General features: G+C 72.3%; 14 protein-coding genes. 1 reads left to right on the top strand and 13 read right to left on the bottom strand.

Annotated features, from left to right (window positions below; translation table 11 throughout):
• Nucleotides 1-280 precede the first annotated feature (280 nt).
• From ABZ861_RS08440 to ABZ861_RS08390, 11 genes are all read right to left on the bottom strand, one after another.
• Nucleotides 281-3,136, bottom strand: coding sequence for a DEAD/DEAH box helicase (locus ABZ861_RS08440; protein WP_361625764.1), 2,856 nt, complete (start codon nt 3,134-3,136; stop codon nt 281-283).
• 165 nt (nt 3,137-3,301) lie between these two features.
• Complete coding sequence (tatC, locus tag ABZ861_RS08435; RefSeq protein WP_361625761.1) at nt 3,302-4,261, bottom strand: twin-arginine translocase subunit TatC; 960 nt, start codon at nt 4,259-4,261, stop codon at nt 3,302-3,304.
• Between the two features lie 47 nt (nt 4,262-4,308).
• A complete protein-coding gene (gene tatA / locus ABZ861_RS08430; protein WP_361625758.1) occupies nt 4,309-4,593 on the bottom strand; it encodes a Sec-independent protein translocase subunit TatA in 285 nt (94 codons plus the stop codon).
• 377 nt (nt 4,594-4,970) lie between these two features.
• Nucleotides 4,971-5,165: a hypothetical protein gene (locus ABZ861_RS08425; RefSeq protein ID WP_361625755.1), complete on the bottom strand. Its 195-nt coding sequence runs from the start codon at nt 5,163-5,165 to the stop codon at nt 4,971-4,973.
• 9 nt (nt 5,166-5,174) lie between these two features.
• Nucleotides 5,175-5,465 carry a hypothetical protein gene (locus ABZ861_RS08420; RefSeq protein ID WP_361625752.1) on the bottom strand — a complete coding sequence of 97 codons (291 nt, stop codon included), beginning with the start codon at nt 5,463-5,465 and terminating at the stop codon, nt 5,175-5,177.
• Nucleotides 5,462-6,631 carry a WYL domain-containing protein gene (locus ABZ861_RS08415; protein WP_361625749.1) on the bottom strand — a complete coding sequence of 390 codons (1,170 nt, stop codon included), beginning with the start codon at nt 6,629-6,631 and terminating at the stop codon, nt 5,462-5,464. The genes ABZ861_RS08420 and ABZ861_RS08415 overlap by 4 nt, the downstream gene beginning before the upstream one ends.
• Before the next feature lie 18 nt (nt 6,632-6,649).
• A complete protein-coding gene (locus ABZ861_RS08410) occupies nt 6,650-7,636 on the bottom strand; it encodes a WYL domain-containing protein (RefSeq protein WP_361625746.1) in 987 nt (328 codons plus the stop codon).
• A gap of 239 nt (nt 7,637-7,875) precedes the next feature.
• On the bottom strand, nt 7,876-8,247 hold the full coding sequence (locus ABZ861_RS08405) for an FKBP-type peptidyl-prolyl cis-trans isomerase (RefSeq protein WP_361625743.1): 372 nt from the start codon (nt 8,245-8,247) through the stop codon (nt 7,876-7,878).
• A 94-nt stretch (nt 8,248-8,341) separates the two neighbouring features.
• Nucleotides 8,342-9,358, bottom strand: a complete 1,017-nt coding sequence (locus tag ABZ861_RS08400) for an FKBP-type peptidyl-prolyl cis-trans isomerase (RefSeq protein WP_361625740.1) — start codon at nt 9,356-9,358, stop codon at nt 8,342-8,344.
• Nucleotides 9,359-9,498: 140 nt separating this feature from the next.
• On the bottom strand, nt 9,499-10,860 hold the full coding sequence (pafA, locus tag ABZ861_RS08395; protein ID WP_361625737.1) for a Pup--protein ligase: 1,362 nt from the start codon (nt 10,858-10,860) through the stop codon (nt 9,499-9,501).
• A gap of 9 nt (nt 10,861-10,869) precedes the next feature.
• On the bottom strand, nt 10,870-12,138 hold the full coding sequence (locus ABZ861_RS08390; RefSeq protein WP_361625734.1) for an MFS transporter: 1,269 nt from the start codon (nt 12,136-12,138) through the stop codon (nt 10,870-10,872).
• Between the two features lie 118 nt (nt 12,139-12,256).
• Here ABZ861_RS08390 and ABZ861_RS08385 point away from each other — a divergent pair, with 118 nt between their 5' ends.
• Nucleotides 12,257-13,273, top strand: coding sequence for a LacI family DNA-binding transcriptional regulator (locus ABZ861_RS08385; protein ID WP_361625731.1), 1,017 nt, complete (start codon nt 12,257-12,259; stop codon nt 13,271-13,273).
• A 51-nt stretch (nt 13,274-13,324) separates the two neighbouring features.
• On the opposite strand, the gene prcA is transcribed toward ABZ861_RS08385, so the two are convergent.
• Nucleotides 13,325-14,095 carry a proteasome subunit alpha gene (gene prcA, locus ABZ861_RS08380; protein WP_361625728.1) on the bottom strand — a complete coding sequence of 257 codons (771 nt, stop codon included), beginning with the start codon at nt 14,093-14,095 and terminating at the stop codon, nt 13,325-13,327.
• 61 nt (nt 14,096-14,156) lie between these two features.
• A complete protein-coding gene (gene prcB, locus ABZ861_RS08375; protein ID WP_361625725.1) occupies nt 14,157-15,002 on the bottom strand; it encodes a proteasome subunit beta in 846 nt (281 codons plus the stop codon).
• Nucleotides 15,003-15,061: the final 59 nt, after the last annotated feature.

Below are 15,061 nucleotides of genomic sequence, written 5' to 3'. Positions count from 1 at the left end.
AGCCTAGTCCGACCGGATCATCGCTATGTCATATTCCGCAAGCACCTGAAACCGAGTGCGCGACGAGAGTACTGTCAGGCGGTTTGCACACCGTGACACCCCTCGAACACGCAACGTCACGGCGCACAGGCATGCGAATTCCGCCCGGCGCGACGGGTGCGGGGCGTCCCCATGACGGGGTCGGCTGGGACGGCCCGGGACGCTCCGGGAAGCACCGCGGGGCGTGACCGCGGCGGCTCAGCCGCTCACCGTCACGCCCCGCGCACGCCTCCGGTCGGCGTCAGCCCACCGAGGAGTAGGCCACCACTCCGCGCAGCAGCCCCTCGACCGCCTTGCGCGCGTTCTTCGCCACCGTCGAGCCCTCCCGGGCGGGCGCCGCGGCCGAGATCTGGCCCAGCACGTCGATGACCTGCTTGCACCAGCGCACGAAGTCGCCGGCCGGCATCTCCGCCTCGCGCAGCACCTCGTCCAGGCCCTTGCCCGACGCCCACATGTAGGCCGCCCAGGCGAACCCGAGGTCGGGCTCGCGCTGGCCGACGCCCTCGGTCTGGTTGATCCGGAAGTCCTCCTCCAGGGCGTCCAGCCGACCCCAGATGCGCACCATCTCGCCGAGCGCGGCCCTGGCCTGGCCGGAGGGCAGCTTGGGCGCCACCGCGTCGTCGCTGACCCGCGCCTCGTAGACCAGCGCCGACGCGCAGGCCGCGAGTTCGGCCGGACTCAGGCTCTCCCAGACGCCCTCGCGCAGGCATTCGCTGGCGAGCAGGTCGAGTTCGCCGTAGAGCCGGGCCAGGCGCTTGCCGTGCTCGGTGACCTCGTCGCCGCGCAGGTAGTCGAGTTCGGTGAGCAGGGCGACGATCCGGTCGAAGGTGCGGGCGATGGTGTTGGTGCGGCCCTCGATGCGGTGCTCTAGCTGCCGGGTGTCGCGCATCAGCCGGTGGTGGCGCTCGGCCCAGCGGGCGTGGTCCTCGCGGTCGTTGCACCCGTGGCAGGGGTGGGCGCGCAGGGCGGCGCGCAGTCGGGCGATCTCCCGGTCGTCGGCCGCCTGGGAGCGCCTCTTGCGGTGCCGCTCGGGCTCGATGTGCCCGGCCTTGGTGCGCAGCGCGGAGGCCAGGTCCCGGCGGGACTGCGGCGAGCGCGGGTTGAAGGTCTTCGGGATGCGCATCCGGTCCAGCGCCTCCACCGGCACCGGGAAGTCGATCGCGGCCAGCCGCTTGACCTGCCGGTCGGCGGTCAGCACCAGGGGGCGCGGGCCGTCGTGGTGCTCGAAGCCGCGGTGCCCGTTGGTCCGGCCGGCCGCCAGGCCCGGGTCCAGCACCAGGGCCAGTCCGGCGTACTTGCCGGTGGGCACATGGATGACGTCGCCGGGCTTCAGCTTCTCCAGGGCCACGGCGGCCTCGCTGCGCCGATGGGCGACGCCCTGGCGGGCCAGCTCGGTCTCGCGGTCCTTCAGCTCCCGGCGCAGCCGCGCGTACTCCTCGAAGTCGCCGAGGTGGCAGGTCATGGACTCCTTGTAGCCGTCCAGACCCTCCTCGTTGCGCTGCACCTGCCGGGAGATGCCGACCACCGACTTGTCGGCCTGGAACTGGGCGAAGGAGGTCTCCAGCAGCTCCCGGGAGCGGTGCCGGCCGAACTGCTCGACCAGGTTGACCGCCATGTTGTACGACGGCCTGAAGCTGGAGCGCAGCGGATACGTGCGGGTGCCGGCCAGGCCCGCCAGGTGCTCGGGGTTCATCCCGCGCTGCCACAGCACCACCGCGTGGCCCTCGACGTCGATGCCGCGCCGCCCGGCCCGGCCGGTGAGCTGGGTGTACTCGCCGGGGGTGATGTCGGCGTGCTGCTCGCCGTTCCACTTGACGAGCTTCTCCAGGATCACCGAGCGGGCGGGCATGTTGATGCCGAGGGCGAGGGTCTCGGTGGCGAAGACCGCCTTGACCAGGCCCCGCACGAACAGCTCCTCCACGACCTCCTTGAAGGTCGGCAGCATGCCCGCGTGGTGGGCGGCGATGCCGCGCTCCAGGCCCTCCAGCCACTCGTAGTACCCGAGGACGTGCAGGTCCTCCCGGGGGATGGAGGCGGTGCGCTCCTCGACCAGGGCGCGGACCTCTTCCCGCGCCTCCTCGTCGTTGAGCCGCAGGCCCGCGTACAGGCACTGCTGGACGGCGGCCTCGCAGGCGGCGCGGCTGAAGATGAACGTGATGGCCGGGAGCAGGCCCTCGGCGTCCAGCCGCTCGATCACCTCGGGGCGGCTGGGCGTCCAGATCCGCGACCGCTGGCGGCGCTCGCGCTCGCGGTCGGCCTCGCGCATCGAGCGGCCGCGGCGGCGGTCGCCGTAGGACGGGCGGCTGGCCTCCAGGCGGGCCATGCGCGTCAGGTCGGGGTTGACGGCCTTCTTGCGGCCCTCGCCCTCCTCGAACAGGTCGTACATCCGGCGTCCGGCCAGCACGTGCTGGAACAGCGGGACCGGGCGGTGCTCGGAGACGATGACCTCGGTGTCGCCGCGGACGGTGTCCAGCCAGTCGCCGAACTCCTCGGCGTTGGACACGGTCGCCGACAGCGACACCAGCGTCACCGACTCCGGCAGGTGGATGATCACTTCCTCCCAGACGGCGCCGCGGAAGCGGTCGGAGAGGTAGTGCACCTCGTCCATGACCACGTAGCCCAGGCCGCGCAGGGTCTGCGAGCCGGCGTACAGCATGTTCCGCAGCACCTCGGTGGTCATCACGACCACCGGAGCGTCCGCGTTGACGCTGTTGTCGCCGGTCAGGAGGCCGACCTTGTCGCTGCCGTAGCGGCGGCACAGATCGGAGTACTTCTGGTTCGACAACGCCTTGATGGGAGTCGTGTAGAAGCACTTGCGGCCCTGCTGGAGGGCCAGGTGGACGGCGAACTCGCCCACGATCGTCTTGCCGGAGCCGGTGGGCGCGGCGACCAGCACGCCCTTGCCCGCCTCGAGTGCCTGGCAGGCCTCGATCTGGAACGGGTCGAGGCCGAAGTCGTACATCTCGCGGAAGCCCGCGAGCGCGGTGGCCTGCTCGGCAGCTCGCCTGCGCGCTGCCGCGTACCGCTCGGCCGGTGAGAGATCCTCTGTCATCGTGCTTTCGAGCGTACCGGGCCGCACCGACAACAGGACGATCATTATCCCGATCGCCCGCGGGCGACGTCGCAGGCCACCCGCCCGCCGTGACGTACGCGGCCTGTGCGGCGCCCGCGGCGTACGTGGCGTGCACGACGGACGCGGACCGGCCGCCCGCTGGTGCGGGCGGCCGGTCGTACTGCCTCGGCGGCGAGGAGGGGGCGACGGTCAGGTGACGTCGTCGTAGCCGTTGACCCGGTCATGGGACGCCTCGCCCTGGCCGGGCACCGAGCGCCCCGTACGGACCGGCTCCACCGCTGCGACGTCCTGCGGCGTGAGGTCCAGGTCGGACGCCTCGTCGTCGGCCGGGCCCGCCTCCTCGCGGCGGCGCTTGCGGCGGTCGTTGAGCAGGGAGAAGAGCACCGCGCCGAAGTACAGCACGCAGATCGGCCCGGCGAGCGCCGTCATCGACAGCGGGTCGGTGCTGGGCGTGGCGACGGCCGCGAACACCGTGATGCCGAGGATCATGCCGCGCCACCAGCCGAGCATCCGCTGAGCGCTGAGCACCCCGGTGAGGTTCAACATGATCAGCAGCAGCGGCAGCTCGAAGGAGAGACCGAAGACGAGCACCATGCGGGTGACGAGCTGGAGCAGGTCGTCGAGCGGCAGCAGGTTGTCGATGTCGTTGTTCGGCGTGAAGTCGATCAGCACCGACGCGGTGGTGGGCAGCACCTTGTAGGCGAAGAAGGCGCCGGCCAGGAACAGCGGCGCGCCGGTGAAGACGAAGCCGTAGGCGTACTTCTTCTCGTGCCGGTGCAGGCCCGGGGCGACGAAGGCCCACACCTGGTAGAGCCAGACGGGCGAGGCGAACACGACGCCGGCCGTCAACGAGACCTGGAGGGCCAGGGTGAACGGGGCGAGGAGGCCGTTGATGGTGATCCGCGCGCACTTGTGGCCGTTGTGGGTCGACCGGGCGAGTTCCGCGAAGCTCTGGTTACAGCCGATCGAGTCGAGGATCGGCTTGGTGAGGAAGCTGATGATGTCGTTGTAGAAGAAGGCGGCCACGACCGTCACCACGACGACGGCCAGCAGCGCTTTGGCGAGCCGGTTGCGGAGCTCACGAAGGTGATCCGCGAGGGGCATCCGCCCCTCGGGATCCTTCTCCTTTTTGCGGGCGGAGTTGAGCAACCCACGTCCTCATCTCGTGCGGCCGGCCGGATGTCTCCGGCCGTGTGTCAGCGCTGGGTGGTGTCCGTCGGCTCGTTGACCGGGCGGGCGCCCGTCACGTCGCCGGGGGCGGCCTTGATGGTGCGCTGCTGCGCCGCGGGCTGCTCTTCACCGGCGTAGGGGCCGGCGCTGTGGCTGTGGCCGTCCTCCTTCATCGCCTTGGCCTCGCTCTTGAGGATCCGTGCGGACTTGCCCAGCGAGCGCGCCATGTCCGGAAGCTTCTTCGCGCCGAACAGAAGGACGATGACGACGAGGATGAGAATGATCTCGGGGGCTCCGAGCCTTCCGAACATAAGTCTTTACCTTCTCACCGAGGCGGCTGGGGGGTGGGGTGCTGTTGTCCGATCAGTCGGACATGCGCCCGACGGACCGTTCTGCCAGCGATCGTAACGCTCGGGGGTGAACAGGGGGCAATCCCCGCGCGTACTCCCGTCCGCGGTCCGGGCCTCGTTCTCCGCACCGCGTCCAGAAGCCTACCTGTCCGGACCGGAAGCATGACAGGGCGAGACCTTCTCCGGCGCGTGCCGCACGGCGGGCCTCCCCGCCTGGGAACCGGGCGCGTGCCGCACGGCCGACCGCCCCGCCCGAGGGACCCCGCACGCCCCATGCCGTCCCATCGGCGCCGCGCTCGCGTGCCCCTCGCCGAAGCGCCCGGTGTGAGGAACCACTCTCAGAGCGAGTCCGCCGCCCGCGCGGCGCTCGCGCTCGCCCGCTCCAGGTCCTCCGCGGCGCGGCTGATCCGGCGCGCCGACTCCGAGACCTGCGTGCCGAGCCTGCGCGCCTCCACGAACACCCGCACGGCGAGCACGCCGAGGACGGCAAGACCCAGGAATCCCGCGGCTACCGCGAACATCGGCCAGAACATGCCCTGAGCCTAGAGGGTCGAGTGCAGGCGCAGTGTCCTGACCCCGCCGCCGGTGAGCAGCTCGACGATCCGCTCGCCAGCGGGCTTGCGCACCGCGGCGCCGCACTCGGGGCAGGTGAACGCGTAGAAGGTGGTCCGGCTGCTGGCGCCGACGGCCAGCAGCAGCGCGTCCGCGGCCAGCTCGAAACGGCTGCGGCAGTCCGGGCAGCCCGCCCGGAACACCACCGGCGCCACGTTCCGCATCCCGGCGAACGCCGTCGCCGCCGACATCTCCCGCACGCCCGCCGCCGACTCGCTCACAGCCCCGGCTCCCGCCGGTCGTTCCGCCCGTCCCCGCCGCCCGGCGCGCCGGGCGAGACCGTCCCGGGCGTGACCGCGCCGGACGGGACCGTCCCGGGCGTGACCGCGCCGGGCGTGACCGCGCCGGGCGGGACCGTCCCAGACGCGTCCGCTCCGGGCGTGGCCGCGCCCTCCGGCGCCGGAGGGAGGGCGTCGTAGGCCGCCAGCGCGTCGGACGCCGCGGTGCGCGCCGCCTCTGCCAGCTCGCGGGGCGCGACGATGCGGCCGTCCCCGCCCAGGCGCAGCGCCAGCCGCCGCAGCGACGCCGGATCGGGGGTGCGCAGGGTGATCCGCAGCCCGCCGTCGGGCAGTTCGTCGGCACTGTCGTGCGGGTAGTACTCGGCGACCCAGCGGCCGCCGGGGCCCACCTCGACGACGACCTCGGGATCCTCCGCGGCGGGCTGCACGAGCGCCTCGGACAGGTCCCGCAGCTCCACCTCGGGCGGCGCGGACGGCTCGTCGAGGATCCTGATCTCCGCGACCCGGTCGAGCCGGAAGGTGCGGCGCGCCTCGGAGCGGCGGCACCACGCCTCCACGTAGGTGTGGCCGACGCTGACCAGGCGGATGGGATCGATCTCGCGGGCGGTGACCTCGTCGCGCGCGGGCGAGTAGTAGCGGATCCACAGGCGGCGGCGCTCGGAGATCGCCCGGTCCACGTCGGCGAAGACACCGCCCTCGGACTCGAAGGTCACCGACAGGCGCGCGCTGGCGCCCGCCGCCTCGCCGGCCGCGGCCTCCACCTTGGCCGTCGCGCGCAGCAGCGCCTGCCGGTCGCTCTCGCGCAGCCCCGGCAGGGTGGCCACGGCGCGGGCCGCGACCAGCAGCGCGGTCGCCTCGTCGGCGGCCAGGCGCAGCGGCTCGGCCGCGTCCGCGCCGAGCGCGGCCGGGTTGTGCCACCAGATGCGCTCGCCGTCGGTGTCGATGTCCAGCAGATCGCCGCCGCGGAAACTGGTGCCGCACATGGGCAGCACGTCGAGGTCCGAGACCAGCTCGTCCTCGGTGATGCCGAAGGCGCGCGCCACGTCCTCGATCCGGGCCCCGGGGCGCTCCCGCAGGTACGTCACCAGGGAGAGCATCCGTCGGGTCTGGTCCAGGGCGTTCACGGGCCTGACCGGTTTGCCTGCCACTGTGTCGCTCGCTCCCCCTCAGCCCTTGGCCACGGCACGCAGCCGGTCCACCACGTCGGCCCGCAGCTCGGCGGGCTCCAGCACCACGACGTCCGGCCCGAACTCCACCAGCCAGGCGTCCAGCCCGTGCCCGTAGGGGACGTCCAGCTCGTCCCAGCCGTCGCCGAGGTCCCGCACCGCCGTGGCCTTCGCCCGCAGCGGGTATCCGGCGCCCGCGCGCAGCCGGATCCGCGCGGAGCGGTCGGCGATCTCGCCCGCCCAGCTCGCGACGGTCTCGCGCACGGTGACGACGTCCGGCGCCGGCACGGTGAACCCGGCGGCGCGGGAGCGGACCCTCCCGGTGATCCGCGACAGCCGGAACACCCGCTCGGCGCCCCGGTCGCGGTCGTAGCCCGCCAGGTACCAGTGCCCGCGCCAGCACTCCAGCGCCCACGGCTCGACGGTGCGGGTCTCGGGGCGCGCGGCGTTGGCCTTGCGGTAGTCGAAGACGACCGGACGGCGGTCGCGGCAGGCCAGCATCAGCGGCTCGAAGGCGGCCTCGTGCACCGGGATGCGCGGCTCCAGGGCGCCGTGCGCCTCGTAGGGGTCGACGTCCTCGGGCAGTCCGGCGGCGCGCAGCTTGCCCAGCGCGCCGCTGGCGGCGCCGGCCAGCCGGGCCTGCTGCCACACCTTGGCGGCCAGGCCCAGCGCGGCGGCCTCCTCGGCGTCCAGGGTGATCGGCGGCAGCCGGTTGCTGTCCCGGCGGGCCAGGTAGCCGACCTCGCCGTCCAGCGACTCGACGGTCTCGATGACCAGCCCCAGCTCGCGCAGGTCGTCCTTGTCCCGCTCGAACATGCGGTTGAACGCCTCGTCGGACGCCGTCGCGCCCGGAGCGGTGGTCGCCGCCGCCGCGGCCTCGACGTATGCCTCGATGGAGTCGCGCAGCTCGCGCTTGCTCAGCGGCCGCCGCGTCCCGAGCAGGCACAGCGCCAGGTTCATCAGCCGCTCTGCCTTGGCAATGGCCATCGACGCCCTTCGCCTTCCCGATGGTGCTTACGATCGACGACCGTACCGCCCCGCGGGGCGCGGGCAAAAGCCGAGGGCCCACGCCCGAACAGGCGTGGACCCTCAGTGATCGGATTCCGCGGGAATACGCCCGCGGTCCGTGGCGACCGGTCGGCGGCGATCGATCTACCGCGACCGGTCCGTGGCGACCGGCCTGCGGCCATCTGACCGCGGCGACGGTCAGAGGCCGACCGGACGGATCAGACGCCGACCAGGTCGCAGACGAAGATCAGCGTCTCGCCCGGCTTGATCCGGGCGCCCGCGCCGCGGTCGCCGTAGGCCAGGTGCGGCGGGATGGTGAGCTGGCGGCGGCCGCCGACCTTCATGCCCTGCACGCCCTGGTCCCAGCCGGAGATGACCTGGCCGACGCCGAGCTGGAACTTCAGCGGCGTGCCGCGGTTCCAGGACGCGTCGAACTCCTCGCCGCTGGAGAAGGCCACGCCCACGTAGTGGACCGAGACGGTGTCGCCCGCCTTGGCCTCCGGTCCGTCGCCCTCCCAGATGTCCTTGATCTCGAGGTCCGCCGGGGGCTCGCCGCCCGGGAAGTCGATCTCGGGCTTCTCGATGCTCACGTGTGCAGCTCCTGCTTGTGTACGACAACGATCACGGACAGTCTGTCATCCCCGCGGCTCTGCGCCCGTCCGGCGGCCCGCAGCGCGGGGCCGCCTACATCGCCGCGAGGATGTCCACGGAGAACACCATCGTGGAGTCCTTCTTGATGCCGCTGTTCGGCGGCGGGTTGTCGCCGTAGCCCAGCGACGGGGGAATCACGATGAACACCCGGCTGCCCACCTTCTTGCCGGTCATGCCCTGCGACCAGCCCTTGACGACCTGCTGGAGGGAGAACGACGTCAGCGCCTTCCTGCCGTACGTCGAGTCGAACTCCTTGCCGCTGTCCCAGAGCACGCCCTTGTACTGCACCAGCACGGTCTGGTCCGCACGGACCGCCGGGCCGTCGCCCTCGATGACGTAGCCGGAGACGAGCTTGCCGGGGGGCGCCGACTTCGGCACGTCGATCGAGGGCGCCTTGCCGTCGGCGTTGTCCCCCACCTTCGGCAGCGCGGCGTCGCTCTGCGGCACGCTCTTGCCCTGGGCCGAGCTGGAGGCGTTGAAGACGTTCTGCACGTCGACGGCGAACACCAGCGTGTCGGTGCCCTTGATCCCCGCCTGCGCGTTGCCCTGCTTGCCGTACGCCCAGGTCGGCGGCACCGAGAACAGCACCCGGCTGCCGGCCTTCTTGCCCGTCAGGGCGTAGCGCCAGCCGTCGATGATGGAGCCTCGGGCGAGCTGGATGATCAGCGGCGCCTTGCGGTCGTAGGAGTTGTCGAAGACCTTCCCGGTCTCCCAGACCTGGCCCAGGTAGTTCGCCTGGACGTAGTCGTTCTCCGCCACCGTGCGGCCGCCGCCCGCGATCACCGTCTTGACCGCGACGTCCTTCGACGGCGCGACGCCGCCCTTGGCCACGGTCGGCTTCTCACCGAACTTCGTCCCCGCCGTGATCGCCGGCAGCGGCCCGGAGACGATCTTCGGCGGCGGCGGGGCGGACGGCGCCGAGGCCGAGGCGGACGGCGAGGGCGACGCGCTGCCGCTGCCCGACCCGGACGTGCCGCCGCCGCAGGCGGAGAGCGTGCCCATGCCCGCGAGGCCCGCGGGAACGGAAAGGAGAAGAGAACGTCGGCGCACGGTGGAGGCCTCGTAATCGATCGGTCTGCTGATGACGTGCGCGCAACTCTACGACGTGGGAAGGGCGCCGTACGGGAAACGTACGACGCCCGTGTGGCGTTCCGACCGCGCGTGCGGATCGGCCGGCCGGCCCACGTGACTCACATTCCGGCGATCAGCTTCTCCACCCGGTCGTCCACCGCCCGGAACGGGTCCTTGCACAACACGGTGCGCTGCGCCTGGTCGTTGAGCTTCAGGTGCACCCAGTCGACGGTGAAGTCGCGCCGCTGCTCCTGGGCCCGCCGGATGAAGTCGCCGCGCAGCCGCGCCCGAGTGGTCTGGGGCGGCACCGACTTGCCCTCGAAGATCTTCAAGTCGTTGCAGATCCTGGTCGCTTGGCCCTTCTTCTCCAGCAGGTAGTACAGCCCGCGCCGGCGGTGGATGTCGTGGTAGGCGAGGTCTATCTGGGCGACCCGCGGATGCGACATCGTCATGTTGTGCTTGGCGCGGTACCGCTCGATGAGCTGGTACTTCATCACCCAGTCGATCTCGGTGCCGATCCGGTCCAGATCCTCGGCCTCGATCGCGTCCAGCGTGCGGCCCCACAGCTCCAGCACCCGCTCCACGGTGCCGGTGCGGATGCCGCGCCGCTCGCAGAAGTCCACGGCCTTCTCGTAGTACTCCCGCTGCACCTCCAGCGCGGACGCCTCCCGCCCGCTGGCCAGGCGCACCTTGCGGCGGCCGGTGATGTCGTGGCTGACCTCGCGGATCGCCCGGATCGGGTTCTCCAGGGTCAGGTCCCGCATCACGGTGCCCGCCTCGATCATGCGCAGCACCAGGTCGGTGGCGCCGACCTTGAGCAGCATGGTGGTCTCGGACATGTTCGAGTCGCCCACGATGACGTGCAGGCGGCGGTAGCGCTCGGCGTCGGCGTGCGGCTCGTCGCGGGTGTTGATGATGGGCCGGGAGCGGGTCGTCGCCGAGGAGACGCCCTCCCAGATGTGCTCGGCCCGCTGGCTCACGCAGTACACGGCGCCGCGCGGCGTCTGGAGCACCTTGCCCGCGCCGCACAGCAACTGCCGGGTGACCAGGAACGGGATGAGGATGTCCGCGAGCCGGGAGAACTCCCCGTGCCGGGCCACCAGATAGTTCTCGTGGCAGCCGTAGGAGTTGCCCGCCGAGTCCGTGTTGTTCTTGAACAGGTAGACGTCGCCCGCGATGCCCTCCTCGTGCAGGCGTCGTTCCGCGTCCACCAGGAGTCCTTCGAGAATGCGCTCGCCGGCCTTGTCGTGGGTGACCAGTTCGATCACATTGTCACACTCGGGTGTCGCGTATTCCGGATGTGATCCCACGTCGAGATAGAGCCGGGCGCCGTTGCGCAGAAAGACATTGCTGCTGCGGCCCCATGACACGACACGGCGGAAGAGGTACCGCGCCACCTCGTCAGGCGACAGCCGGCGCTGTCCCCTGAACGTGCACGTGACGCCGTACTCGTTCTCCAGCCCGAAAATGCGGCGGTCCATGACTGAACATTACGCCCGATCACCCGAGCTGAAACGGGGTTCGACGGCACGATTTGGATCATTTTCCGATGAAGCCGCAACGACCGCCCCCCTGGCGGGAGCTGCGAGGACCCGTCCCGTGGCCAGCAGCACCAGCAACGACACGGCCCCCGCCGCCCCCGGAACGGCGAATCCCCACAGCGCGCCGCCCCTCTGGACCGCCTCCCCCGCGAGCCCTGTTCCGACCGACGCGCCCACCGTGAACGTCGTCACCAGCCACGAGAACGCCTCGGTCACCGTCCCGGCCGGCGCGTGCCGGTCCACGAGGACGAACGCGCAGGCGATGCAGGGCGCGAGGAACACCCCGGCCAGCGCCGACAGGCTCGCCATCGCCGCCGCGCCCGGCATCAGCGTCAGCGGCAGGTAACACACCGCCAGAAGCCCGACCAGCGCCCGCAGTCGCCGCTCCGGCGGCCCGGCCCACCGCCGCGCCCCGTAGACGGACCCGCCGACCAGGGCGCCGAGGCCCAGCGCCGCCATCAGCCAGCCGTACACCGCCTGCCCGCCGTGCCCGTCCGCGTACGGCACCGCCGCCACCGTGAGGGAACCGAGCGCGACCCCCACGAACAGGAACGCGCCCAGCAGCGCCAGCAGGCCCGGCGAGCGCAGCGCCCCCAGCCAGTGCGCCTCCCGCGGCGCCGAGCGCCACGCCCGCGAGGGACGCGAGAGCACCACCGACAGCGCGCCCAGCACCCCCACCGCGTTGAGCACGACCAGCGCCGCCCGCGCCGACCACAGCGACACGCACAGGGTCACCAGCAGCGGCCCGACCGTGAACATCACCTCCTGCGCCACCGCGTCCAGGGCGTACGCGGTGTGCACCTGGCCCTCCCCGCGCAGCACCGAGGGCCACAGGGCCCGCAGGCCGCCCTCCAGCGGCGGCGTGAACAGCCCGGCCGCCGCCACCGCCGTCCAGGCGAGCACGGACGACTCGGCGCCGGCCACGGCGAAGACGGTCATCGCCAGGGCCGCCGCCACCGCCGCCGGCAACTGCACCCGAGGCTGACCGTGCAGGTCTGTGAGGCGCCCGAGCACGGGCTGCCCCACCGCGTTGGCCACCCCGTACACCGCCGCCAGCATGCCCGCGAGGCTGTACGAGCCGCCCTCCGCCCGGGTGAACAGCACGATCCCGATCGCCGCGGTCGCGTTCGGCAGCCGCCCCACCAGCGTCCCCGCCAGCAGCCGCGCGGCGTGTCGCGCCCCGAGCACCTCCCTGTATCCCGCGAGTCCCGCGGTCATCGCACGCCCTCCCTGCCTCGGCGCCGGACCGTCGCCGGAACCAGTGTTACGTATAACTTCCTCCGCCATACGTACCATGTGCGCTGTTCGCCAGTCCAGACGAAGGAGCGGCCGCACGGTGGCACCAGGAACCACGCGCCCCACCAGCCGGGACGTCGCCCAGGCCGCCGGGGTGTCCCAGGCCGCCGTCTCCCTCGTCCTCGGCGGCAAATGGCGGGGCCGGGTCTCCGAGGCCACCGCGGCCCGCGTCCGCGACGCCGCCCGCGACCTCGGCTACCGCCCCAACCTCGCCGCCCGCAACCTGCGCCTCGGCCGCACCCGGACGGTCCTTCTCGTCGTCCCCGCCCTCACCACCGAGTTCTTCGCCGGCGTCTACACCGGGGCCGCCCGCGTCGCCGCCGAACACGGCTTCGGCGTCGTCCTCTACCCCTCCCCCGAGGGCATCGGCCCGGCCCGCAACCCGTTCGCCTCCGCCCAGGCCGCCCTGGACGGCGTCCTCGCCTCCTCCATGGCCGCCGACGCCCTCACCGCCCTCCGCGGCGACCAGCTCCCCCTCGTCATGCTGGACAGCGACCCCGCCGGCAGCCTCGGCGCCGCCACCGTCAACCTGGACATCGCCGACGGCGTCCGGCAGATCGCCGACCACCTGCTGGGCCTCGGCCACCGGCGCATCCTGCACCTGGCCGCCGACGTCGCCTCCTGGACCTTCGACGTGCGCGCCCGCGCACTCGCCGCCCGCGTCGCCGCCGTGCCCGGCACCGTCCTCAGCACCGCGGCCGCCGCCCTGGCCATCGAAGACGCCCGCGCGGCCACCGAGACCGCCCTCAGCCGCCCAGGCCCCCGCCCCACCGCCCTGGTCTGCGACGACGACAAGCTCGCCGCGGGCGCCTACAAGGCTCTGCGCCGCCTGGGCCTGCGCGTGCCCGACGACGTCTCCGTCACCGGCCTCGACGACCTCGCTCTGGCCACCGCCCTCGACCCCGAGCTGACCACCGTGCGACTGGACGCCGAACTGTTCGGCGAACGCGGCATGCACGCCCTCCTGGCCGTCCTGGACGGCCGCGCACCCGACCGCGGCGACATCCCCGTGCACCTGGTCGTCCGGGGCTCCACGGCACCGCCCAGCGCCTCCTGACACGCCGCTGCCCCGGCCGGTCGCACCGGCCGGGGCAGCGCACGCGGCGGATCACTCGTCCTCGGAGTCCCCCGCGCCGTCAGCGCCCTCGGCGTCCTCGGCGTCCTGCGCGGCGCCCGCGTCGGCGCCGTCCAGCAGCCGGGAGAGCTGGCGGCCCACGATGCGCTTGAACTTGCGCGCCTGCGGACGCGTCCGGTCCAGCACCGCCACCTCCAGGCGCTCGGCCGGGATCTCCCGCTCGGTGCCGTTGGTGTCCCGGGACAGCGCCTGCACCGCCAGCTTCAGCGCCTCCGCCAGCGTCATCCCGTCCCGGTGGCGCTGGTCCAGGTAGGTGCTGATCTGCTCCGCGTTGCCGCCGACCGCGACCGAGCCGTGCTCGTCCACGATCGATCCGTCGTGCGGCAGCCGGTAGATCTGGTCGCCCTCCGGGGTCTCCCCCACCTCGGCCACCACCAGCTCCACCTCGTACGGCTTCTCCGCCGCACTGGAGAAGATCGTGCCCAGCGTCTGGGCGTAGACGTTCGCCAGGCCGCGGGCCGTGACGTCGTCGCGGTCGTAGGTGTAACCGCGCAGGTCCGCGTACCGGACCCCGCCGATCCGCAGGTTCTCGTACTCGTTGTACTTGCCGGCCGCCGCGAAGCCGATCCGGTCGTAGATCTCGCTGAACTTGTGCAGCGCGCGGGACGGGTTCTCGCCGACGAACACGATCCCGTCGGCGTACTGGAGCACGACCAGGCTGCGGCCGCGGGCGATGCCCTTGCGGGCGTACTCCGCACGGTCCGCCATCGCCTGCTGAGGTGAGACATAGAACGGCGTCGACACCGGCTATCCGTCCCTTTCTGTGGAAGTCACTGGATCACCCTCGAACGAGCGCGGCCGGGCCCTACAGAAGCGCCGCCCGCGGACCGTCCGGCTGCTCCAGCCGCCGCTGGAGCACCGTCCGGGCGATCTCGGAGGACTCCTCCTCGGTGAGCCTGCGGAAACCGTCCTCGGTGATCACGGTGACGATCGGGTAGATCCGGCGGGCGACGTCGGGACCGCCGGTCGCCGAGTCGTCGTCTGCCGCGTCGTAGAGCGCCTGCACCACCAGCGTGGTCGCCTCGGCCTCGCTCAGATCGTCCCGGAAGAGCTTCTTCATGGCGCCGCGCGCGAAGACCGAGCCGGAGCCCGTCGCCGCGAAGCCGTGCTCCTCCGAGCGGCCGCCGGTGACGTCGTAGGAGAAGATGCGGCCCTTGTCCCGGTCCACGTCGTACCCCGCGAAGAGCGGCACCACGGCCAGACCCTGCATGGCCATGCCCAGATTGGACCGGATCATGGTGGACAGCCGGTTCGCCTTGCCCTCCAGCGAGAGCCGCGTCCCCTCCACCTTCTCGAAGTGCTCCAGCTCCAACTGGAACAGCTTCACCATCTCCACGGCCAGCCCCGCCGTGCCGGCGATCCCGACCGCCGAGTACTCGTCCGCCGGGAACACCTTCTCGATGTCCCGCTGCGCGATGACGTTCCCCATGGTCGCCCGCCGGTCGCCGGCCAGCACGACGCCCCCGGGGAACGCCGCCGCCACGATCGTGGTGCCGTGCGGCGCCTCCAGGACGCCCTGCGTGGGCGGCAGCCGCCGCTTGCCGGGCAGCAGCTCCGGCTGGTGCTCGGAGAGGAAGTCCAGGAACGAGGAGGATCCCGGCGTCAGGAAGGGAGCGGGCAGACGCCCGGTGCTACGAGTGTTGGCTTCCACGCGTTTCCCTCCAGGTATGCGGCAGCCCGCCTGACGGCCTCGGGCTGATCCTTGAACTG

It is taken from the genome of Streptomyces sp. NPDC046985, from assembly GCF_040644415.1.
Classification (GTDB): Bacteria; Actinomycetota; Actinomycetes; order Streptomycetales; family Streptomycetaceae; genus Streptomyces.
This window is presented reverse-complemented; position numbering and strand designations above follow the sequence as displayed.